The sequence below is a fragment of the Salipiger sp. PrR003 genome, from assembly GCF_010500785.1.
Classification (GTDB): Bacteria; Pseudomonadota; Alphaproteobacteria; order Rhodobacterales; family Rhodobacteraceae; genus Salipiger; species Salipiger pacificus_A.
This window is the reverse complement of sequence record NZ_JAAGOV010000120.1, coordinates 165,562-184,896: the sequence shown is the minus strand read 5'-3', so window position 1 is coordinate 184,896 and position 19,335 is coordinate 165,562. Positions and strand designations below refer to the sequence as shown.

Below are 19,335 nucleotides of genomic sequence, written 5' to 3'. Positions count from 1 at the left end.
ACGCCTCAGCGGCACAATCCCGCAGAGCGTGATCCAGCGCAGCTCAGATACCGCATAAGGTGATTCCGGCGGGTGGCCGCAGCGTCAGGACATCGCCGCCGGGCCGTCGCAGGCGGCCAGGACCGGCCGCGCCGCATCGGCGGGAACCACGGTGAAATGCTGCTCCAGCAGCCGCTCGCCGCCCGCCTCGAGCGCCATGGTCCAGTCGCCTTCGACCATCTCGTAGGCGTATTCGAAGGTGAAGAGGCTCAGGCTGGGCGCGCCGGGCGCGGCGCCGGTGGTCCAGCTCTCGACCTCGACCCCGCGCGAGCCCATCGGGGGGTGGGTGACGATGACCCGCAGCGCGAGCGGCGCGGCGGTCTCGGCGAGCGTGAAGCGGATGCCGAAGCTGATCCCAAGCGCCGCCGGCACCACCTCGGTGGCGAAGTCGACGCGCCGTCCCGGCTCGATGAGGTTGATGATCCCCTGCTCGGTCTCCGGCGCCGCCCTGGCGCCCTCCGGGGTCACCTGGCAGATCACACCGCGTTCGATCAGCATCACCGGCGGCTCGGCAAAAGAAAGGCCGGACCCCGCCAAGGCGGGTCCGGCCAGCATCATGAGGATCGCGGCAAGACGCATCAGCCGATCGCGGCGGCTTTCACGTCGTCGTCAATGTAGGGCACGTATTGCGCGAAGTTCTCGGCGAACATGTTCACCAGCTTCTGCGCCTGCGCGTCAAAGGCCTCCTTGTCCGACCAGGTGCGGCGCGGGTCGAGCAGCAGCTCGGGCACGCCCTCCACCGAGACCGGCACCTCGAAGCCGAAGTTCGGGTCCTTGCGGAACTCGACCTTCGCCAGCGAGCCGTTCAGCGCCGAGTGCAGCAGCGCACGGGTGGCCTTGATCGGCATCCGGTGGCCGGTGCCATAGGCGCCGCCGGTCCAGCCGGTGTTGACCAGCCAGCAGGTCGCGCCGTGCTTGGCGATCTTGTCGCGCAGCAGGTTGCCGTAGACTTCCGGGCGCAGCGGCATGAAGGGCGCGCCGAAGCAGGTCGAGAAGGTCGGCTGCGGCTCGGTCACGCCGCGCTCGGTGCCCGCCACTTTCGAGGTGAAGCCCGACAGGAAGTGGTACATCGCCTGCGCCGGGGTCAGCCGCGCGATCGGCGGCAGCACGCCAAAGGCGTCGCAGGTCAGCATGATGATGTTCTTCGGGTGGCCGCCAAGCGCGGTGGACGACGCGTTCGAGATGTACTCGAGCGGGTAGGCGCAGCGCATGTTGGCGGTCAGGCTGTCGTCCTCGAAATCGAGCTCGAAGGTCTCCTCGTCGAAGACCATGTTCTCGATCACGGTGCCGAACTTCGAGGTGGTCGCGTAGATCTCGGGCTCGGCCTCGGCCGAGAGGTTGATCGTCTTGGCGTAGCAGCCGCCTTCAAAGTTGAAGGTGCCACGGTCGGACCAGCCGTGCTCGTCGTCCCCGATCAGCACGCGCTCGGGATCGGCCGAGAGGGTGGTCTTGCCGGTGCCAGACAGGCCGAAGAAGACGGCAGTGTCGACCGGGTTGTTCGGCGCGTGGTTGGCCGAGCAGTGCATCGCCATGATGCCCTTGAGCGGCAGCAGGTAGTTCAGCAGCGTGAAGACCGACTTCTTGTTCTCGCCGGCGTATTCGGTGCCGCCGATGAGGATGGTCTTCTTGTCGAAGTTCAGCGCGATGACGGTGTCGGTGCGGCAGTCGTGCTTGGCGGGGTCCGCCTTGAAGCTCGGGCAGTTGATGATGGTGAAATCAGCGAGGAACTCGTCAAGCTGCTCCCGCTCGGGGCGGCGCAGCATGTGGCGGATGAAGAGCCCATGCCAGGCCAGCTCGGTCACCATGCGCACCTTGATCGAATGCGCCGGGTCCGCGCCGCCGATGAGATCCTGAACGTAGTAGTCCTTGCCCTTCATGTGCTCGAGCATGTCGGCATGCAGCGCGTCGAAGCCCTCGGGCGACATGGCGCGGTTGTTTTCCCACCAGATCTTGTCTTCGACCGAGGCGGTCTTGACCACGTGCTTGTCCTGCGGCGAGCGGCCGGTGAACTTGCCCGTGGTCACGTAGAAGGCGCCGCCCTTGCCTAGCGTGCCCTCGCCGCGTTTTAGCGCGGACTCGATCAACGCGGGCTCCATAAGATTGTAATAGACATTGCCCAGCCCTTCGATCCCCTGATCTTCAAGCCGGAATTGCGGGTTCACCCGTCCAAATGTCATCTGCCAAGCTCCTGTAGCCGCTTGTCTGGGCGGCGGTAGTCATTGGGGCGGCACAGTGGCTGCCGTCCACCGGCAGCGCCCGCCACCGGTATCAGAGCCTTTAACATGCTGGGATCGGCCAAGAACAGAAGTCATCCGGGACGTTAGCGCAATCAAAATGGCTTTAGCGTTAGCACCCGTTCAGGCTAGCGTTACCATCGGTCACGGTTTTTGCAACTTGCACTGGTATGGTGAGGCAATTTAGCCATTCGTTACTCAATCTGCGCTGCAATTAAGTCGCAGCTCTGTACTGATTCGCGGTATGGGATTGTTGAACAATCCGAAACTTCGCATACTCGGCGAAAAAGAAGGCATAACAGAGCAGTACAAGGATGAAGTGCTATGTCTAAAATCGCCCTGGTGGACGATGACAGGAACATCCTGACATCCGTGTCCATGACACTCGAGGCGGAGGGGTTCGAGGTTGAAACTTACAATGACGGGCAATCTGCGCTGGATGCGTTCAGCAAGAAGATGCCCGACATGGCGGTTTTCGACATCAAGATGCCGCGCATGGACGGGATGGATCTGCTCCAGCGGGTGCGCCAGAAATCCCGCATGCCGGTGATCTTCCTCACTTCCAAGGACGACGAGATCGACGAGGTTCTCGGCCTGCGCATGGGCGCGGACGATTACGTCAAGAAGCCGTTCAGCCAGCGCCTGCTGGTCGAGCGGATCCGCGCGCTCCTGCGCCGTCAGGAAGCCCAGGCTGGTGAAGTGGTTGGGGATACCGAAGACACCAAGCTGATGACCCGCGGCTCGCTCACCATGGACCCGCTACGCCACGCGGTGAGCTGGAAGGGCAAGGACGTCTCGCTCACCGTCACCGAATTCCTTCTGCTGCAGGCGCTGGCCCAGCGGCCCGGCTTCGTGAAGTCGCGTGACCAGCTCATGGATGTGGCCTACGACGACCAGGTCTATGTCGACGACCGCATCATCGACAGCCACATCAAGCGCCTGCGCAAAAAGATGCGGACCGTGGACGAAGACTTCTCGGCCATCGAAACACTCTACGGCATCGGGTATCGTTACAACGAAGAGTAAGCGATGGCCCTGGCCGAAAGGATCTCCATGCGCGACGCGGAGTCGGGCGACAGGCAGGATGCCGATGTTGTTCTTGGGGACGACTGGATCGCCCCGGACAGCACCGTGGAAAAGGAATTGCGGGACAGCCGTGCGCGGCGCTCCCTCTTCTCCTTGAATCGGTCTCCGCTCACGCGCAAGATCATCACGTTCAACCTCATCGCGTTGAACGTGCTGGCCGCAGGCATTCTCTGGCTCAATTCCTCACGCGATACGCTGGCGCAGCAGCGCGCTGATGCGACGCTCGTCCAGGCCGAGCTGATCGCCGACGTGTTTGCCATGCAACTGCCCGAGGGCGCGCCGGTCAGCCTCGGCTCCTCCGACGGCATCGATGTCGCCGCCACGCTGGGGGCCCTCGAGCTGCGCCGCGGCACTGGCGTGCTGATCTTCGACACCGGCAATTTCCTCGTCGGCGAGGCCGGCGGCCCGCCGCCCCCCTCCAGCAGCGCGACGGGGCGCGAGACGATGATCTCGCAACTGCTCGACCAGCTCTGGCAGGGCATCTCGGGCATCTTCGCCTATTTCCAGCAGACCGAGGCGCTGGGTCTCGAGGACCGTCTCCGCCAGCAGATCGAGGCGGGCGATCCCGCCACCCCGCGCGTCGAAGCTGGCCTGGGCGAAGAGGGTGAGACCGTCTTCACCGCCTTCGCGCCGATCCGCCAGGGCAGCGACATCATCGGCAGCGTCGCGCTCGTTGCCGCCGCCCCCGAGATCGACCTCGCGGTCAGCGCCGAGCGAGAGCGGGTGCTGCAGATGTTCGTCATCGCCACGCTGGTCTCGATCGGCCTCAGCCTGGTGCTGGCCTCGACCATCGCCAACCCGATCTCCGACCTCGCCGATGCCGCCGAGATCGGCCGAGACCGCAACAAGTCGCAGGGCAATTCGCGCCGCATCCGCATTCCCGATCTCACCGCCCGCCCCGACGAGATCGGCCGCCTCTCGGGCGCGCTGCGCGGCATGGTCGCAGCGCTCTACGACCGTATCGACGCCAACGAGCAGTTCGCCGCGGACGTCGCACATGAGATCAAGAACCCGCTCGCCAGCCTGCGCTCGGCCATCGGCTCGCTGCGCATCGTCAAGAAGGAAGAGCACCGCGACAAGCTGCTCAACGTGATCGAACACGATGTGCGCCGCCTCGACCGGCTGGTCTCGGACATCTCCAACGCCTCGCGGCTCGACTCCGAGCTGGTCAAGGAAGAGGAGCAGGAGTTCAACCTGCTCGAGATGCTCGGCAACCTCGGCCAGTTCCTCGGCGAGGACGCGCGCAAGAAGGGCATCGAATTCATCACCGACCTGCCCGAGAAGCCGATCCGCATCAACGGGCTCGAGCCGCGGCTCGCGCAGGTCTTCGTCAACCTGATCACCAATGCCATTTCCTTCTGCGAGGATGGCGACGCGATCCGCGTCTGGGCCCGCCGCCGCGACAACCGCGTGCTGGTGGTGGTCGAGGACACGGGCCCCGGCATCCCCGAAGAGGCGCTGCAGAAGATCTTCAAGCGCTTCTACTCGCAACGCCCCGAGAACGACTTCGGCAACAACTCCGGTCTCGGCCTCGCGATCTCGAAGCAGATCGTCGAGGCGCATGGCGGGGTGATCTGGGCCGAGAACATCCGCCCGACCGAGGCGGACATCACCTCGGAGCCGCTGGGCGCGCGCTTTGTCGTCGGCCTGCCGATCTGATCCGATGACCACACCCAATCCGCTGATCCTCCACGCCACCGCCGTGGCGGTGACCGGGCGCGCGCTGCTGATCCGCGGCGCCTCGGGCGCAGGCAAATCCGGCCTCGCGCTCGAGATGATGGCGCGCGGGGCGCGGCTCGTGGCGGACGACCGCGTGGTGCTGACGCTGGAGGCGGGAGCGCTCTGGGCGAGCCCCCCTGCCCCTCTCGCCGGGATGATCGAGGCGCGCGGGCTCGGGCTGCTGCAGGCCGACCACCTGCCCCGCGCCGAGGTCGTTGCCGTGCTCGACCTCGACACCCCGGAAACCGAACGCCTGCCGCCTCTGCGGGAAATCATGCTGCAGACGCGAAATCTCCCATTGCTTCACAATGCCGCGCACCCCTATTTTCCCGCAGCGCTCGTTCAATATCTCAAAGGCGCAACAAGGGATCCGGACAATGGATGACTCGCCGAAAGGACCCCAGCACGTCGTGCTGGTGACCGGCCCCTCGGGCGCCGGGCGCTCCACCGCGATCAACGCGCTGGAGGATTTCGGCTTCGAGGCGATCGACAATATCCCGCTGGGGCTGATCCCGCGGCTGCTCGAGGGTCCGGCGCTCGAGCGCCCGCTGGCGCTTGGCGTCGACATCCGCAACCGCGACTTCACCGTCGGGGGGCTGCTCTCATTGCAGTCCGCACTGTCCGAGCAGATGCAGATCACCCCGCAGCTCCTCTATCTGGACGCCGCGCCGACGGTTCTGGCCCGGCGCTATTCCGAGACGCGCCGCCGCCACCCACTCGCGCCCGACAGCGCCTATACCGAGGGCATCACCCGCGAGCTGGCGCTGCTCGAACAGGCCCGCGCCGCCGCCGACATCCTGATCGACACCTCCGAGCTGAGCCCGCACGAACTGCGCGCCCAGCTCGCCACTTGGTTCGCCGGGGCGCAGGCGCAGCAGCTGGCCGTCTCGGTCGAGAGCTTTTCCTACAAGCGCGGCCTGCCGCAAGGGCTCGATATGGTCTTCGACTGCCGCTTCCTCGACAACCCGCACTGGGTGCCGGAGCTGCGCGCGCTCAGCGGGCTCGACGCGCCGGTGCAGGCACATGTGAAAGCCGATCCGCGCTTCGATCCGTTCATGCAAAAGGTGATCGATCTCGCGCTTTTTCTCCTTCCGGCCTGCACGGACGAAGGCAAGGCGCATCTCTCCTTCGGATTTGGCTGCACCGGTGGGCAGCATCGTTCCGTCACCGTGGCGGAAACCGTCGCGCGTGCCCTTGCAGAGCAGGGCTGGCAGGTGTCAACTAGGCACCGGGAACTCGAACGCCGCGGCCAAGCCGCCAAGGGCGTGGCAACTGGACTGGACGAGAGGTCGCAGGCGTGATCGGCATCGTGATCGTGGCGCATGGTGGGCTGGCAAGGGAATACCTTTCGGCCGTCGAACACGTGGTCGGTGTGCAGCCCGGAATCCTCGCGATCTCCATCGAGGCCGAGCACGACCGCGCCAAGAAGCAATCCGAGATCTGCGCCGCCGCGGACAGCGTCGATACCGGTGACGGCGTCGTGCTGGTCACCGACCTCTTCGGCGGCTCGCCCTCCAACCTCAGCCTGCTCGCCTGCCAGCCGGAGAACCGCCGCATCCTCTACGGGATGAATCTGCCGATGCTGATCAAGCTCGCCAAGACCCGCCAGCTGTCGGTGCCCGACGCGGTGCGCGGCGCGCTCGAGGCCGGCCGCAAATACATTGACAGCCAGAACGTCCGGCCCGATCCGGTCTAGGACCGCATCCCAAGCCGCGCGATGGCCCCGCAACCAAGAGTTTTAAGATGAGTGATACCTCTGTTCGCCGCGTGCTGAACATCGTCAACGAAAAGGGGCTGCACGCCCGCGCCTCCGCCAAGCTGGTCGAGGTGGTCGAAGGATTCGACGCCCATGCCGAGGTCTCCAAGGATGGCATGAGCGCCGGCGGGGACAGCATCATGGGGCTTTTGATGTTGGCAGCTTCCAAGGGAAGCTCTATTGAAGTCGAAACCTCGGGCCCCGACGCCAAGGCGCTCGCCGATGCGCTCGAGGCCCTCGTCGCCAATCGCTTCGGCGAGGACAATTGACGCGCGGACCGGCCGCATGACACAGCGGGGGAGGCACATGCTCGACAGCTATGACGCCCCGGCCAAGGGGGGCGGCGCGGCGCCGCAGTCGACGAAGGCTCCGCCAGCGCCCTATGACAAGCGCAGGCTCAGCTACGCCAATACCTTCACCAATCCGTGGAAGGCCAACACCATCCGCGCGCTGGAGTGGATGACCGGGAAATTCCCGCTGATCCGCCTTGTGCGCCGCTTCGAGCGCGAAGGCGTGCCCGACGGACAAGCGTTCTGGGCGCAGGCGCTGCGGATCATGCGCATCGAGTTGCAGACCCCCGCCGAGCAGATCGCCCGTATCCCGCGCGAGGGCCCGGTGATCGTCGTCGCCAACCACCCGCACGGGCTGGTCGACGGGATGATCCTCGCCGAGTTGATCGGACGGGTGCGCACCGACTACCGCATCCTCACCCGCTCGCTGCTGACCGGGGTGCAGGAGATCGCCGAGTTCATGATCCCCGTGCCCTTCCCGCACGAGGAGAACGCGCGCGAGCAGAGCCTCGAGATGCGCGCCACGGCCATGGAGCACCTCAAGCGCGGCGGGGTGATCGCGCTGTTTCCGTCGGGTGTCGTGGCCTCGTCCGACTCCCTGTTCGGCGCGGCGATCGAGGCGGTGTGGAACCCCTTCACCGCGAAGATGATCCAGCGGTCGGGCGCCACGGTGGTGCCGATCTACTTCCCCGGCCAGAACAGCCGCGCCTACCAGATCGCCAACCGGCTTTCGCCGACGCTGCGCCAGGGCCTGCTGATCCACGAGGTGATCCACGCCTGCGGACGGCCGCAGCGACCGGTTGTCGGCACGCCGATCAGCCCCGAGGAAGTGCGCGGCTGGAGCGGCAACCAGCGCGAGTTCGTCGCCTCGCTGCGGGCCCGGACGCTGGCGCTGAAGGGCTAGGCGAGGCCGCCCTGGCGCGGTCGCGCTGGCAGAAATAAAGGGGGCGCTGCCCCCTCTTGGCCTGCGGCCAATTCGCCCCCGGCGCATCTCCGAAAAGAAGAAGCTCCAGGCGGTGCGCGGCGCCTCAGCGCGTCGGAACCGGCTCGTCGCCGCGGTAGTCGTAGAACCCTCGCTTGGTCTTGCGGCCAAGCCAGCCGGCCTCGACGTATTTGGTGAGCAGCGGGCAGGGGCGGTACTTGGTGTCCGCAAGCCCGTCGTGCAGGACGTTCATGATCGCAAGGCAGGTGTCGAGGCCGATGAAATCCGCCAGCTCGAGCGGACCCATCGGGTGGTTGGCGCCGAGCTTCATCGCCATGTCGATCGAGCGCACGTTGCCGACGCCCTCGTAGAGCGTGTAGACCGCCTCGTTGATCATCGGCACCAGGATGCGGTTGACGATGAAGGCCGGGAAATCCTCGGCCGAGGCGGCGGTCTTGCCGAGGTTCTCGACCACCTTGAGGCAGGCCTTGTAGGTCGGCTCGTCGGTGGCGATGCCGCGGATCAGCTCGACGAGCTGCATCACCGGCACCGGATTCATGAAGTGGAAGCCGAGGAACTTCTCGGGCCGGTCGGTGCGCGAGGCGAGCCGGGTGATCGAGATCGAGGAGGTGTTCGAGGTCAGGATCGTGTGCGGCAGCAGGTGCGGCACCAGACCCTCGAAGATCTTGGTTTTCACCGCCTCTTGCTCGGTGGCGGCCTCGATCACCAGGTCGGTATGGGCGATCTCGACCTTGTCGAGCGTCGTGGATATCTTCGCCAGCGCAGCATCGCGGGCCTCGCCCGAGATCTTCTCGCGGCGGACCTGGCGGTCGAGGTTGCGCGTGATCAGCTCCAGCGCGGCGTCGAGCGCCTCCTGGCTGACGTCCGACAGGCGCACCTCGTAGCCCGCAAGCGCCATGACATGGGCGATGCCATTGCCCATCTGACCCGCGCCGATGACACCGATGCTCTTGATTTCCATGCGCCCTATCCTGCTCTGATGCGCGGCAACCTTATGCCCCCGCGCCAGCCCGCCGCAAGCGGGGGTGCTGCAATTTTTGCCTGCATTTTCGCATTAGCGAATTGTTGGGACGGGGTGTTGATCCTGACCTTGGGTGAATGGGAATCAGAATGGGGGGCGTCATGTCCGTTGCCGGGTCTTTTCAGGGTGCGCTGGAGTATTTTCCCTGTCGGTATGGCCGCTCGCGCCTGCTGTTCCGCGGGCCGAAGCGCGCTCTCGACGCGCCCTATATTGCCTTTCTCGGCGGGGCCGAGACCCTTGGCCGTTTCGTCACGGCGCCCTTCCCGGCGCTGGTCGAGCGCGCGCTGGCAGAAGGGGCAAAGAGGACCGGCAGCGAGAGCGGGGAGGCGGAGCCTTCCGGCGCCCTGCCCTGCGTCAACCTCGGCGTGGTGAACGCCGGGATCGACCTCTACCTCGGCGACCCGGCGGTGCTGAACCTTGCCGCCCGCGCCGAGCTCTGCGTCATCCAGGTGATGGGGGCGCAGAACATGTCGAACCGCTTCTACGGCGTGCACCCGCGGCGCAACGACCGCTTCCTGCGCGCCTCGGACCGGTTGCAGCAGCTCTTTCCCGAGGTCGATTTCACCGAGTTCCATTTCACGCTGCACATGCTGGGCCGGCTGCGCGAGGTATCGGAAAAGCGCTTTGCCGAGGTCACCGCCGAGCTTCGGCTCGCCTGGGTGGCCCGGATGAAGCACCTTCTGACATTGCTCGGCGGGCGGGCCGTGCTGGTCTGGGCCGCTGGTCACCCGCCGCCCGACACCCATGTGAACGCGCTTGCCCCCGCGCCGCTCTTCATCGAGCGCGGCATGCTCGAGGCACTCCGCCCCCGGGCCGCGGCGCTGCTCGACCAGCCGCTCTCTGCCGCCGCACTGACAGCCGGGACGGAGGGGATGGTCTTTGCCGATTTCGAGGCCGCGGCCGCCGCCGAGGCGCTGAGCCCCGCCGGACATGCCGAGATCGCCGAAGCGCTGAGCCCGACCCTCGCCCGCCTGCTCGCCCAGCGCGCCTAGCGATACCCCTGAGCAGCACCCCGGAGGGCGCCCGCCCGCAGAGCGGACGGGACGGGGCTCGCAAGCTCAGGTCGGGAAGATCGAAAGCTTGTTGCCCAGTTCCGCGAGGCGCCCCCAATGGGCGCGGTAATCCTCGCTGGCCTTCTGGAAGAAGGCGCTCTGGATGTGGATCAGCTCGCCGGGCGTCTTGCAGTGCAGCATCCTGTGCTGGGTCGCCACGTCCTCGCGCACCCGCTCGGCCGTGAAGCTCTGCAGCTCGGCGCCGATGTCGAGCATGGTGTCGACCAGGGCGGTGGCCGCATAGGGCTCGAGATCCCAGCTCATGCGCACGCTGCGCTCGACAGGCGCCACCGTCGCGGCGGCCGCGAGAGCCGGTTTGGATGCCGGCTTCGACGCGACCGATTTCGGGGCGGCCGGTTTCGGGGCGGCGGTCTTCGGAGCGGCGGGCTTCGAGGCTGCCTTGGCCGCGGGCTCGGTGGTCGGCTCGCTCGATTCGGCGGGTTTCGCGACGCTGCGTGGCGGCGTGGGCCGCGGCTTGGGCGCGGGCTCGACGGGCGTGGGCGCAGCTGCCTCCACCGGCGCGGAAGCGGGGGTGTGTGGCGTTTCGGGGGCCGACGCCGGGGCGGCGGCAACCGTCTCAGGTGTCTCTTTTGTCACGGAAGTTGCAGTCTTGGCCGGGGTCACATCTGCGGGTTTCGCCTGAGTGCGGCGGCGCGGGCTGGTGCCCCGCGACGCGGTCGACTGGCTGCGCGAAGTGGTCTTGCGGGGGGTCGGCTTATCCATGTCTGGGCTCCTTCCAAGCAGGATAGAATTGCCCCACCCTTACCACAGGACAGGCTCCAACGGGACGTTGCACCCCTCGCTTAAAGTCAATTTGTCGCAGTTTGCTCTGCAATGCGGCATTGCTTCGCCGACGCGCGGGGCGCTGCCGCCCGAACACCGAGACCACGGCAAGGATCGGATGGCCTGCGCAGCGGACCAACTCACCTCAAGGTTGCGCGGCAGTCCCGCCGTGCTCAGGCCGGAAACCAGCTGTCCCCGCGGGGACGCATCTGCGGCAGGGCCTGCATGCGCCCGATCCAGCCGGTCATCGCCTCGGAGGGCGCAACCCCGGCCTTGTCGAGCCATTGCACGTAGCCCCAGATGGCACAGTCTCCGATCCCCGGGGCATCCCCGTGGAAGAAAAGCGCCTTGCCCAGCAGCCGGGCGAAGTTGTCTCGGTCGGTCTCGTAGCGCCCGGTGAGCCACGCCACGGTGCCCCCCGGAAAGCTGTCCCCGCGGGGACGCCGCGCCTCGATGAGTTGCGGCAGGCACATGCCGATGCGGTTCGCCTCCCACATCAAGAGTTCGGCGCCACGGCGCATCCCGGCGGCGCTCTCGCCGCCCAGCACCTGCCAGCGGCGGGCGATCTCGAGCAGGATGGCACCGGACTGGGTCATTGCCTCGCCGTCGATCACCAGCGCGGGCACCTGCGCCAGGGGGCTGGCCGCGAGGAAGGCGGCGGGGCGGGTCTCGGGCGCGGCCCAGATGTCGACGAAGACGGTCTCATGCGCGATCCCGCCGAGGACGAGGGCCAGCGCCACCTTGTTGGCGTGGCCGCTGTCGGGGTGGCCGTAGAGGGTGATCTTCGTCATGTGTCTCGTCCCGTGAATGTTCGCAACACGTCATCGCCGTCCCCGCGGGGACGGTCAAACGCCGTTTCGTGCTGCCCTCGATCACCGCACGTGATGCCCGCCTGCGCCAAGGCACGGCAGTTGGACTTGACGGGCGCGCGTTTTGCAGGCTCGTTGCGCGCCGTCCATTAACGGTTTCTAAACGGCTCTGCGAAGCCGCATCGGAGCACAGAATGACCCTGCACGACCCCATTGCCGAACTGCGCGCCAATGTCGCGGTGCCCTTCGAGAGGGCGCAGGCCATGCCGGTCTCGGTCTATACCTCCGAGGAGTTCCTTGGGCTCGAGCAGGAACATGTCTTCGGCAAGAGCTGGCTCTGCGCCGGGCGTGTCGATGCGCTGAAGGCGCCGGGCGACTACCTGACGCTGGAGATCTCCGGAGAGCCGATCGTCGTGCTGCGCGACCGCGAGGGGCTGCTGCGGGCGCTGTCCAACGTCTGCCGCCACCGCATGTCAGTGCTGCTGGAAGGGCGCGGCAACGTTCGCACCATCACCTGTCCCTACCACGCCTGGAGCTACAATCTCGACGGGTCGCTGCGCGGTGCCCCGGCGATGGAGTTGAACGGCAGCTTCTGCAAGGAGAGCACCCGCCTGCCGCAGGTCCGCTGCGTCGACTGGAAGGGCTGGATCATGGTCACCCTCGATCCGGACCTGCCCGAGCCCGGCGATACGCTGCGCGAGGTCGATGACCTTGTCGGCTACCTGGCGATGGAGGACTACGTCGAGACATTTCGCGAGGAGCACCGCTGGGCCACCAACTGGAAGATCCTCGCCGAGAACTTCATGGAGAGCTACCACTTGCCGATGTGCCATGGCGGCACCATCGGCGGCGCCGTGGATCTGAGGAAGATGACCTGCCCCGAGGGATTCGAGGGCTTCAACTACCACCACATCCTGAAGGACGACTCGATCGCACTGTCGATCGCCCATCCCGGCAATACCACGCTCCAGGGCGAGGAGCGTTACCGGACCTGGTTGCTGGCGGTCTACCCGTCGCTGCTGATCACCCTGACGCCGGGTTATTTCTGGTACCTCTGCCTGACCCCCGATGGACCGGGCCACGTGAAGATCCTTTTCGGCGGTGGGCTGCACCCGGATTTCATCTCCGACCCCGAGGCGGCCTCGCATTTCACCGCGCTGAAGGCGCTGCTCGATGCGGTGAACGATGAGGACCGGGGGTGTACCGAGCGGGTCTGGAAGGGGATGCAATCGCGCTTTGCCGCGCCCGGGGCGCTGTCGCATCTCGAGCGGCCGAACTACGAGTTCGCGCGGTGGATTGCCGGGAAGATTCCCGAGGCTCGCTGAGGCCGAGAGAGAGAGAGGGGCCGAAGGCTTCGCACCCCCGGCCCCCTGTGCGATTTTCCCGGCTAGAAGAAAGCGCGGGCCTCGCGGCTCATTTCTTGTCGGTGACGTTTTCCGCGAAGGACTTCTCGAATGCGGCCTGCTTGTCGGGGCTCGCCTCGGTCTGGTTCTGCGCGCGCCACTCGTCGTAGGGCATGCCGTAGAAGATCTCGCGGGCCTCGGACTTGCTCATCTCGACTCCGCGCTCGGTGGCGGCTTCCTCGTACCAGCGCGACAGGCAATTGCGGCAAAACCCGGCGAGGTTCATCAGGTCGATGTTCTGAACATCGGGGCGGTCTTGCATCAGGTGCTGGCGCAGCCGGCGGAAAGCGGCAGCCTCGAGCTCGATGCGGGTCTGGTCGTCCATGGTCTCTCTCCTCTTATTCGGGGGCGCGGGCCAGCGCGGTCTTCAGCAAGGGCGCGAGGCGGCGGCCCCAGTCTTCCTGCGCCTCGGGCTCGGCGATGAGGTCGTTGCGCAGCTCGATCAGCGTGTTGTGGCGGCCATGTTTCAGGGCGTGGCGATGCACGGCGTCGCCGGGCAGATGGCCAGGGTAAGGCTCGTTGCGCCCCACCACCAGATCGGGCTGCTGCGCGAGCACGTCAAGCAGCGCGTCAGAGAGCCGGGCATCCCAGGCATGCAGAATGCCCAGGTGCCACGGCCGCGGCAGGCGCCCGCGCAGCTGCGGGGTGAAGGAATGCACCGAGACCAGCGCCAGTTCGGGGCGCGCCTCGAGCAGCCCGGCGACGGCAGCGTGATAGGGCCGCCAGTAGGCCTCGATCCGGCGCTGGCGCTCGGCCGCATCCGCATGGCGGTTGCCGGGGATGATCGAGCCATCGTAGAGCCGCATCAGCAGCGTCGGATCGTCCTCGCCGCGGTTGGGATCGATGACAAGGCGCGAGAAATCGGACCAGACCAGCGGGCTGTCGAGCGCCTCGGCCAGGGCGCGGGCGGCCCCCAGCGCGCCTATATCGTAGGCGATGTGGCGGGCCATGTCCTCGGGCGGCAAACCAAGGCTTCCCCCGAGCTCTGCCGGCACGCTATTGGTCGCATGGTCGCAGGTGATGAGAAAGCGGCCTTTGCGCGTGGCGCCTTCGATGTGGAATGGCGTGTGGGTCATAATCGCTTCGCAGTCTGCCGCCATGTCTTGGGAGCACGTGACGTGATAGGACCTCTCTAGATCAGTTGCGCCGGGAAGGGAATTCCGCGATAAAAGGCGCGACTGTTAGCGATAACCTAACCGTGACGAGGGTGGTTGGTTTAACTTTGAACCACTATTCTGAATGAGAATACGCTGCTCTGCAGCAAGGCGGCCCGGCGCGGCCGCGGCACGAGGTCGAGGAGTCCCAGATGAGACGTTTGCGCAAAGTGAAGATCGTGGCCACGCTCGGGCCGGCCAGCAATACCTACGAGATGATCCGCACGCTGCACGAGGCAGGGGCAGACGTGTTCCGCCTGAACATGAGCCACGGCAGCCACGAGGACATCACCAAGCTGCACCGCGCCATCCGGCAGGTGGAGAAGGACCTCGACAGCCCGATCGCCATCCTCGCCGACCTGCAGGGACCGAAGCTGCGTGTCGGTGAATTCGCCAACGGCTCGGAAGAGCTGGAATGGGGCGAGACCTTCCGCTTCGATCTCGACGAGACGCCGGGCACCGAAAAGCGCGTCTGCCTGCCCCATCCCGAGATTTTCCAGGCGCTCAGCGTTGGCGCGCACCTGCTGGTCAACGACGGCAAGATCCGCATGCGGGTCGAAGAATGCGGCGAAGATTTCGCCAACTGCGTGATCGAGGCGGGCGGCACGATCTCGAACCGCAAGGGTGTCAACGTGCCCGACGTGGTGCTGCCGCTGGCGGCGCTGTCGGAGAAGGACCGCTCCGACCTCGAGTTCGCCGCGGCGCTCGGCGTCGACTGGCTGGCGCTGAGCTTCGTGCAGCGCCCCGAGGACGTGGAGGAGGCGCGCAAGCTCTGCGACGGCCGCGCCGCGATCCTGTCGAAGATCGAGAAGCCCTCGGCGGTGAAGGCCTTTGACGAAATCCTCGCGGTCTCGGACGGCATCATGGTTGCGCGTGGCGATCTCGGCGTCGAGCTTCCCGTGCAGGCGGTGCCGCCCATCCAGAAACGGTTGATCCGCAAGTGCCGCGCCGCCGGCAAGCCGGTGATCGTGGCGACCCAGATGCTCGAATCGATGATCGAGAGCCCGATGCCGACGCGCGCCGAGGTCTCGGACGTGGCGACGGCGATCTACGAGGGCGCCGACGCGGTGATGCTCTCGGCCGAATCCGCCGCCGGGCAATATCCGGTCGAGGCGGTGACGACGATGAACAACGTCGCCATCAGCGTCGAGAACGACCCGACCTTCACCGAGGTCATGGAGAACTCGCGCAACATCCAGCGCACCAGCGTCGCCGATGGCATCGTGGCGGCAGCGCGGGAGATCGCCGAGACCGCCAACGTCAAGGCGATCTGCTGCTTCACCTCCTCGGGCACCACCGCGGCGCTGGTCGCGCGCGAGCGCCCGCGGGTGCCGATCATCGCGATGACCTCGCTGCGTGGCACGGCGCGGCGGCTGTCGCTGACCTGGGGCACCAACTGCGTGATGACCGGCGAGCTCGAGCGCTTCAAGCAGGCGGTGGTCAATGCCGCGCGCGCGGCGCGGGCGCAGGGCTATGCCGGCACCGAGGACCATATCATCGTGACCGCCGGCGTGCCCTTCAACATGTCGGGCACCACCAACATCCTGCGCGTTGCCCCCTGCGACGAGCGGCTGATCTACTCGACCGATCCCGAGTGATCGTTCCCCGAGAGCGGGGCCCGCGCTGCCTGTCGGCGCGGGCCACGCTCACGGCCCTTCCGGAGGCGATTCCGGCTTGCAAATATCAGGCCCCCCGCCTATAGGGGCGCCTCTAACCGCGCGGCCGGCCCATTGCGGCATGCCGAGTCGCGCCTGTACGCACTTCGTTAAGGAGACGAAAATGCCCAAGATGAAGACAAAGTCGAGCGCCAAGAAGCGCTTCAAGGTCACCGCGACCGGCAAGGTCGTCGCTGGTCAGGCCGGCAAGCGCCACGGCATGATCAAGCGCACCACGAAATTCATCCGCGACGCGCGCGGCACGACCACGCTGTCGGCTCCCGACGCGAAAATCGTCAAGGGCTACATGCCCTACGACCGCTGATAAAGGAGAGCTGAACAATGGCACGAGTCAAAGGTGGTGTCGTCACCCACGCCCGTCACAAGAAGGTCATCAAGGCAGCCAAAGGTTACTACGGCCGCCGCAAGAACACCTTCAAGGTTGCAGCCCAGGCCGTCGACAAGGCCAACCAGTACGCGACCCGCGACCGCAAGAACCGCAAGCGCAACTTCCGCGCCCTGTGGATCCAGCGGATCAACGCGGCAGTGCGCGCACATGACGAGGCTCTGACCTACTCGAAGTTCATCAACGGCCTGAACCTGGCTGGCATCGAAGTTGACCGTAAGGTGCTGGCGGACCTCGCCGTGCACGAGCCGGACGCCTTCAACGCCATCGTCGACCAGGCGAAGGGCGCGCTGGCCGCCTGATCGGGCGCCAACGGCTGACTTTCGAAACGCCGCTCCCTCGGGGGCGGCGTTTTTCGTTCTGCGCGCGCGTGGGGTCTTTGCCCCCGCTGCCTGCGGGCGCTCCGCCGGGATATTTGCACCTAGAGGAACATGGCGGGCGGCGCAGGCTTGCGCGCCGGACCCGCAGCCGGTAGTGGACGGACCCGAAGAGATGCTCGGAAGAGGCCCGGAATGGACGACCTGCGCGACAAGTATATCGACCTGATTGGCAAGGCGGCGGATGAATCCGCGCTTGAGGATCTGCGGGTGCAGGCCGTCGGCAAGAAGGGCGAGATCAGCCTTCAGATGCGGAGCCTCGGCAAGATGAGCCCCGAGGAGCGCCAGCTCATGGGGCCGAAGCTCAACGCGCTGAAGGATGAGATCAACGCCGCGCTTGGCGCCAAGAAGGCGGCGCTGGCAGATGCAGCGTTGAACGAGCGGCTGCAGGCGGAATGGCTCGACGTGACCCTGCCCGGCCGCAACCGGCGCGTCGGCAGCATCCACCCGGTCAGCCAGGTCTGGGAGGAATGCACCGCGATCTTCGCCGACATGGGCTTTGCCGTCGCCGAAGGGCCGCAGGTCGAGACCGACTGGTACAACTTCGACGCGCTGAACATCCCCGGCCACCACCCGGCCCGCGCCGAGATGGACACCTTCTACATGCACCGCGAAGACGGCGACAACCGCCCGCCGCACGTGCTGCGCACCCATACCTCGCCGGTGCAGATCCGCTCGATGGAAGCCGGCGGCGCACCGACGCGGATCATCTGCCCGGGCCGCGTCTACCGCGCCGATTACGACCAGACCCACACGCCGATGTTCCACCAGGTCGAGGGGCTTGCCATCGACAAGGACATCTCCATGGCGAACCTCAAGTGGGTTCTGGAAGAGTTCTTCTCGGCCTTTTTCGGCCGCTCGGTGAAGACCCGCTTCCGCGCCTCGCACTTCCCGTTCACCGAACCCTCGGCCGAGGTGGACATCCAGTGCCAGTGGAAGGACGGCTCGGTCACCGTGGGCGAAGGCGACGACTGGCTGGAAGTGCTGGGTTCGGGCATGGTGCACCCCAAGGTTCTGCAGGCCGGCGGCATCGATCCGAGCGAATGGCAGGGCTTTGCCTTCGGCATGGGGATCGACCGGATCGCCATGCTGAAATACGGCATCCCCGACCTGCGCGCCTTCTTCGATTCGGATCTGCGCTGGCTGCGCCATTACGGCTTTGCCTCGCTCGATGTGCCGACGCTGCACGGCGGCCTGTCGCGCTAAGCGCGGCCATGGCAGGAATTTGGGGCCCGGCGCATCCGCGTCGGGCCTTTTCCTTTTTGAAACCTGCGCCATCTTGGGGCTCATGAAGCTTTTCGATCACCGCAACCGCGAGCGTAACGCGGACACGCGGCGCGTCTACGCGCTTTTCGAGATCGCCCATACGGCGGTGGATTTCGGCGCCGCGCTCTGTTTCACCATCGGCTCGGTGCTGTTCTTCTGGAAGCAGTACGAAACCGCCGCCATCTGGCTCTTCACCGTCGGCTCGGTGCTCTTCATGGTGAAGCCCTCGCTGCGGCTGGCGCGCGAGATCAAGCTCTGGCGAATGGGGCAGATCGAGAGGCTGGCAGATCGCGATCGAAACGGCTAGCGCCGCGAGGCGAGCCAGGCGAGGCGCACGAAGTTCCGCTCGACGAGGGCCATGGCCGGGGCGCGGGCGCCAGCGGAGCGGATCGAGAGGTCGGTCTCCATCAGCATCGAGAGCGCATCCTCGAGCCGATCGGCAGTCCAGCCCGAGGCCTGGCGCAGCATCCGGTCGCGGCGCGGGCCGAAGAGCGGCGGGCGCAGGCGCTGCACCCCGGCTTGAGGGCCGCCCTGGGCCGAGGCGAGCGCGTAGAGCACGCGGAAGTGGCGCATCGCCATGATCAGCAGCGTGACCGGCGCGACCCCCTGCCCTTCGAGCCGCTGCATCAGCGGTCCGATTTCGGGCGAGCGGCCCTCGGCGACCACGTTGAGGATGTCGTCGAGCTCGGCTTCGATCGAGGCGGGGGCGCAGGCGGCCACCTCCTCGGGGGTGAGCGGCGCGGGATCGTCCAGCTTGTAGAGCCCGAGCTTTTCCAGCACCTGCCGGAAGTCGCCCGGCTCGAGCGCGCGGGCGAGATGCTCGAGGGCGTCAAAGGCGGCGCGGTCGACCTGGGTGAGACCGGCCTTCTTCAGCGCGGCCTCGATCTCCTCGCGGCCCGGCGGGTCCGAGTAGATGCCGATAGCCAGCGCCTCGGGGGCGGCCTCGAAGAGCTTGCGGAGGGCGGATTTCGCGGTGAGCTGTCCGGCGGTGACGATGATCTGCGCATCGCCCGGGCGCCAATCGGTCAGCGCCGCGCCCATGGTCTTGGCAAGCCCGTCGGTCGCCTCTTCGACGAAGACCACACGTGGTCCGGGGAAGAAGCCCTGCGCCTTCACAGCGTCGAGCAGCAGCGCCGGGTCCTTGCGCAGGTCGGCACCGCCCATGCGGGTCAGGCGCATCTCGGCCTCGGCCTCGGGGCCGACAAGGGCCGTGATGACTTCCTGCCGCCGGTGCGCCACGCGCATGGCGTCCTCGCCGTAGAGCAGCACGCCAGAGCGCGTCGGGTCCGGCTTGCGGAAAAAGGCCTGTGCGTCGCGCCCGCCGAGTTTCACGAGACCCCCG

Annotated in this window: 22 protein-coding genes; 14 read left to right on the top strand and 8 right to left on the bottom strand. The window is 66.6% G+C overall.

Annotation, left to right across the window (positions count from 1 at the left end; all coding sequences use genetic code 11):
- Positions 1–84 precede the first annotated feature (84 nt).
- Together G0D83_RS31670 and G0D83_RS31665 are read right to left on the bottom strand one after the other, a co-directional pair.
- Positions 85–618 (bottom strand): DUF3859 domain-containing protein, encoded by a 534-nt coding sequence (locus tag G0D83_RS31670; RefSeq protein WP_164198661.1) that lies wholly within the window; start codon positions 616–618, stop codon positions 85–87.
- Entirely contained in the window at positions 618–2,216 is a 1,599-nt protein-coding gene (locus tag G0D83_RS31665; protein ID WP_108967252.1) for a phosphoenolpyruvate carboxykinase, read from the bottom strand. Before G0D83_RS31665 ends, G0D83_RS31670 begins: the two co-directional genes overlap by 1 nt.
- Positions 2,217–2,597: 381 nt before the next feature.
- Between G0D83_RS31665 and G0D83_RS31660 the strand changes: the two genes are divergently transcribed.
- From G0D83_RS31660 to G0D83_RS31630, 7 genes are read left to right on the top strand one after another with little or no spacing between them, the layout of a single operon-like run.
- Entirely contained in the window at positions 2,598–3,299 is a 702-nt protein-coding gene (locus tag G0D83_RS31660) for a response regulator transcription factor (protein WP_164198660.1), read from the top strand.
- Between the two features lie 3 nt (positions 3,300–3,302).
- Positions 3,303–5,018 (top strand): sensor histidine kinase, encoded by a 1,716-nt coding sequence (locus G0D83_RS31655; RefSeq protein WP_164198659.1) that lies wholly within the window; start codon positions 3,303–3,305, stop codon positions 5,016–5,018.
- Positions 5,019–5,022: 4 nt separating this feature from the next.
- Positions 5,023–5,463: an HPr kinase/phosphorylase gene (locus tag G0D83_RS31650; protein WP_108967255.1), complete on the top strand. Its 441-nt coding sequence runs from the start codon at positions 5,023–5,025 to the stop codon at positions 5,461–5,463.
- Positions 5,456–6,379: an RNase adapter RapZ gene (rapZ, locus tag G0D83_RS31645; RefSeq protein ID WP_164198658.1), complete on the top strand. Its 924-nt coding sequence runs from the start codon at positions 5,456–5,458 to the stop codon at positions 6,377–6,379. The genes G0D83_RS31650 and rapZ overlap by 8 nt, the downstream gene beginning before the upstream one ends.
- The gene (locus G0D83_RS31640) at positions 6,376–6,774 is read left to right on the top strand and encodes a PTS sugar transporter subunit IIA (protein WP_108967259.1); all 399 of its coding nucleotides are present in this window, start codon (positions 6,376–6,378) and stop codon (positions 6,772–6,774) included. Before rapZ ends, G0D83_RS31640 begins: the two co-directional genes overlap by 4 nt.
- A 47-nt stretch (positions 6,775–6,821) precedes the next feature.
- Positions 6,822–7,103 carry an HPr family phosphocarrier protein gene (locus G0D83_RS31635; RefSeq protein ID WP_095882339.1) on the top strand — a complete coding sequence of 94 codons (282 nt, stop codon included), beginning with the start codon at positions 6,822–6,824 and terminating at the stop codon, positions 7,101–7,103.
- 37 nt (positions 7,104–7,140) lie between these two features.
- Entirely contained in the window at positions 7,141–8,028 is an 888-nt protein-coding gene (locus G0D83_RS31630) for a lysophospholipid acyltransferase family protein (RefSeq protein WP_164198697.1), read from the top strand.
- Positions 8,029–8,152: 124 nt separating this feature from the next.
- Here the strand turns inward: G0D83_RS31630 and G0D83_RS31625 are convergent, their stop codons facing one another.
- Positions 8,153–9,028 (bottom strand): 3-hydroxybutyryl-CoA dehydrogenase, encoded by an 876-nt coding sequence (locus G0D83_RS31625; protein ID WP_164198657.1) that lies wholly within the window; start codon positions 9,026–9,028, stop codon positions 8,153–8,155.
- 161 nt (positions 9,029–9,189) lie between these two features.
- Between G0D83_RS31625 and G0D83_RS31620 the strand changes: the two genes are divergently transcribed.
- Positions 9,190–10,080, top strand: coding sequence for a DUF6473 family protein (locus G0D83_RS31620; RefSeq protein ID WP_164198656.1), 891 nt, complete (start codon positions 9,190–9,192; stop codon positions 10,078–10,080).
- 66 nt (positions 10,081–10,146) lie between these two features.
- Here the strand turns inward: G0D83_RS31620 and G0D83_RS32440 are convergent, their stop codons facing one another.
- Positions 10,147–10,863 carry a phasin family protein gene (locus G0D83_RS32440; protein WP_235958237.1) on the bottom strand — a complete coding sequence of 239 codons (717 nt, stop codon included), beginning with the start codon at positions 10,861–10,863 and terminating at the stop codon, positions 10,147–10,149.
- Positions 10,864–11,096: 233 nt separating this feature from the next.
- Positions 11,097–11,714: a glutathione S-transferase family protein gene (locus G0D83_RS31610; protein WP_164198655.1), complete on the bottom strand. Its 618-nt coding sequence runs from the start codon at positions 11,712–11,714 to the stop codon at positions 11,097–11,099.
- Between the two features lie 212 nt (positions 11,715–11,926).
- Here G0D83_RS31610 and G0D83_RS31605 point away from each other — a divergent pair, with 212 nt between their 5' ends.
- Positions 11,927–13,057 carry an SRPBCC family protein gene (locus tag G0D83_RS31605; protein ID WP_164198654.1) on the top strand — a complete coding sequence of 377 codons (1,131 nt, stop codon included), beginning with the start codon at positions 11,927–11,929 and terminating at the stop codon, positions 13,055–13,057.
- Positions 13,058–13,145: 88 nt separating this feature from the next.
- Here G0D83_RS31605 and G0D83_RS31600 read toward each other — a convergent pair whose 3' ends face one another.
- A complete protein-coding gene (locus G0D83_RS31600; protein WP_164198653.1) occupies positions 13,146–13,460 on the bottom strand; it encodes a DUF1244 domain-containing protein in 315 nt (104 codons plus the stop codon).
- A 13-nt stretch (positions 13,461–13,473) separates the two neighbouring features.
- Positions 13,474–14,211 carry an N-formylglutamate amidohydrolase gene (locus G0D83_RS31595; protein WP_164198652.1) on the bottom strand — a complete coding sequence of 246 codons (738 nt, stop codon included), beginning with the start codon at positions 14,209–14,211 and terminating at the stop codon, positions 13,474–13,476.
- A gap of 230 nt (positions 14,212–14,441) precedes the next feature.
- Here G0D83_RS31595 and pyk point away from each other — a divergent pair, with 230 nt between their 5' ends.
- The 5 genes from pyk to G0D83_RS31570 all read left to right on the top strand — a co-directional run bounded on the left by pyk (position 14,442) and on the right by G0D83_RS31570 (position 18,300).
- Positions 14,442–15,887, top strand: coding sequence for a pyruvate kinase (gene pyk / locus G0D83_RS31590; RefSeq protein WP_164198651.1), 1,446 nt, complete (start codon positions 14,442–14,444; stop codon positions 15,885–15,887).
- A 181-nt stretch (positions 15,888–16,068) separates the two neighbouring features.
- Complete coding sequence (rpmI, locus tag G0D83_RS31585) at positions 16,069–16,269, top strand: 50S ribosomal protein L35 (protein ID WP_009504408.1); 201 nt, start codon at positions 16,069–16,071, stop codon at positions 16,267–16,269.
- Between the two features lie 17 nt (positions 16,270–16,286).
- Positions 16,287–16,652, top strand: coding sequence for a 50S ribosomal protein L20 (gene rplT / locus G0D83_RS31580; protein ID WP_108967275.1), 366 nt, complete (start codon positions 16,287–16,289; stop codon positions 16,650–16,652).
- 210 nt (positions 16,653–16,862) lie between these two features.
- Positions 16,863–17,933 (top strand): phenylalanine--tRNA ligase subunit alpha, encoded by a 1,071-nt coding sequence (gene pheS, locus G0D83_RS31575; RefSeq protein WP_108967277.1) that lies wholly within the window; start codon positions 16,863–16,865, stop codon positions 17,931–17,933.
- Positions 17,934–18,015: 82 nt separating this feature from the next.
- On the top strand, positions 18,016–18,300 hold the full coding sequence (locus G0D83_RS31570; RefSeq protein ID WP_108967818.1) for a YrhK family protein: 285 nt from the start codon (positions 18,016–18,018) through the stop codon (positions 18,298–18,300).
- On the opposite strand, the gene holA is transcribed toward G0D83_RS31570, so the two are convergent.
- Positions 18,297–19,325, bottom strand: a complete 1,029-nt coding sequence (gene holA / locus G0D83_RS31565) for a DNA polymerase III subunit delta (protein ID WP_164198650.1) — start codon at positions 19,323–19,325, stop codon at positions 18,297–18,299. The two genes, G0D83_RS31570 and holA, sit on opposite strands and share 4 nt — an antisense overlap.
- Positions 19,326–19,335 lie beyond the last annotated feature (10 nt).

Bases quoted from the DNA above. Each gene is read 5' to 3' on its own strand.
- G0D83_RS31670 (WP_164198661.1), bottom strand. From the start codon at position 618: ATGCGTCTTGCCGCGATCCTCATGATGCTGGCCGGACCCGCCTTGGCG.
- G0D83_RS31665 (WP_108967252.1), bottom strand. From the start codon at position 2,216: ATGACATTTGGACGGGTGAACCCGCAATTCCGGCTTGAAGATCAGGGG.
- G0D83_RS31660 (WP_164198660.1), top strand. From the start codon at position 2,598: ATGTCTAAAATCGCCCTGGTGGACGATGACAGGAACATCCTGACATCC.
- G0D83_RS31655 (WP_164198659.1), top strand. From the start codon at position 3,303: ATGGCCCTGGCCGAAAGGATCTCCATGCGCGACGCGGAGTCGGGCGAC.
- G0D83_RS31650 (WP_108967255.1), top strand. From the start codon at position 5,023: ATGACCACACCCAATCCGCTGATCCTCCACGCCACCGCCGTGGCGGTG.
- rapZ (WP_164198658.1), top strand. From the start codon at position 5,456: ATGGATGACTCGCCGAAAGGACCCCAGCACGTCGTGCTGGTGACCGGC.
- G0D83_RS31635 (WP_095882339.1), top strand. From the start codon at position 6,822: ATGAGTGATACCTCTGTTCGCCGCGTGCTGAACATCGTCAACGAAAAG.
- G0D83_RS31630 (WP_164198697.1), top strand. From the start codon at position 7,141: ATGCTCGACAGCTATGACGCCCCGGCCAAGGGGGGCGGCGCGGCGCCG.
- G0D83_RS31625 (WP_164198657.1), bottom strand. From the start codon at position 9,028: ATGGAAATCAAGAGCATCGGTGTCATCGGCGCGGGTCAGATGGGCAAT.
- G0D83_RS31620 (WP_164198656.1), top strand. From the start codon at position 9,190: ATGTCCGTTGCCGGGTCTTTTCAGGGTGCGCTGGAGTATTTTCCCTGT.
- G0D83_RS32440 (WP_235958237.1), bottom strand. From the start codon at position 10,863: ATGGATAAGCCGACCCCCCGCAAGACCACTTCGCGCAGCCAGTCGACC.
- G0D83_RS31610 (WP_164198655.1), bottom strand. From the start codon at position 11,714: ATGACGAAGATCACCCTCTACGGCCACCCCGACAGCGGCCACGCCAAC.
- G0D83_RS31605 (WP_164198654.1), top strand. From the start codon at position 11,927: ATGACCCTGCACGACCCCATTGCCGAACTGCGCGCCAATGTCGCGGTG.
- G0D83_RS31600 (WP_164198653.1), bottom strand. From the start codon at position 13,460: ATGGACGACCAGACCCGCATCGAGCTCGAGGCTGCCGCTTTCCGCCGG.
- G0D83_RS31595 (WP_164198652.1), bottom strand. From the start codon at position 14,211: ATGACCCACACGCCATTCCACATCGAAGGCGCCACGCGCAAAGGCCGC.
- pyk (WP_164198651.1), top strand. From the start codon at position 14,442: ATGAGACGTTTGCGCAAAGTGAAGATCGTGGCCACGCTCGGGCCGGCC.
- rpmI (WP_009504408.1), top strand. From the start codon at position 16,069: ATGCCCAAGATGAAGACAAAGTCGAGCGCCAAGAAGCGCTTCAAGGTC.
- rplT (WP_108967275.1), top strand. From the start codon at position 16,287: ATGGCACGAGTCAAAGGTGGTGTCGTCACCCACGCCCGTCACAAGAAG.
- pheS (WP_108967277.1), top strand. From the start codon at position 16,863: ATGGACGACCTGCGCGACAAGTATATCGACCTGATTGGCAAGGCGGCG.
- G0D83_RS31570 (WP_108967818.1), top strand. From the start codon at position 18,016: ATGAAGCTTTTCGATCACCGCAACCGCGAGCGTAACGCGGACACGCGG.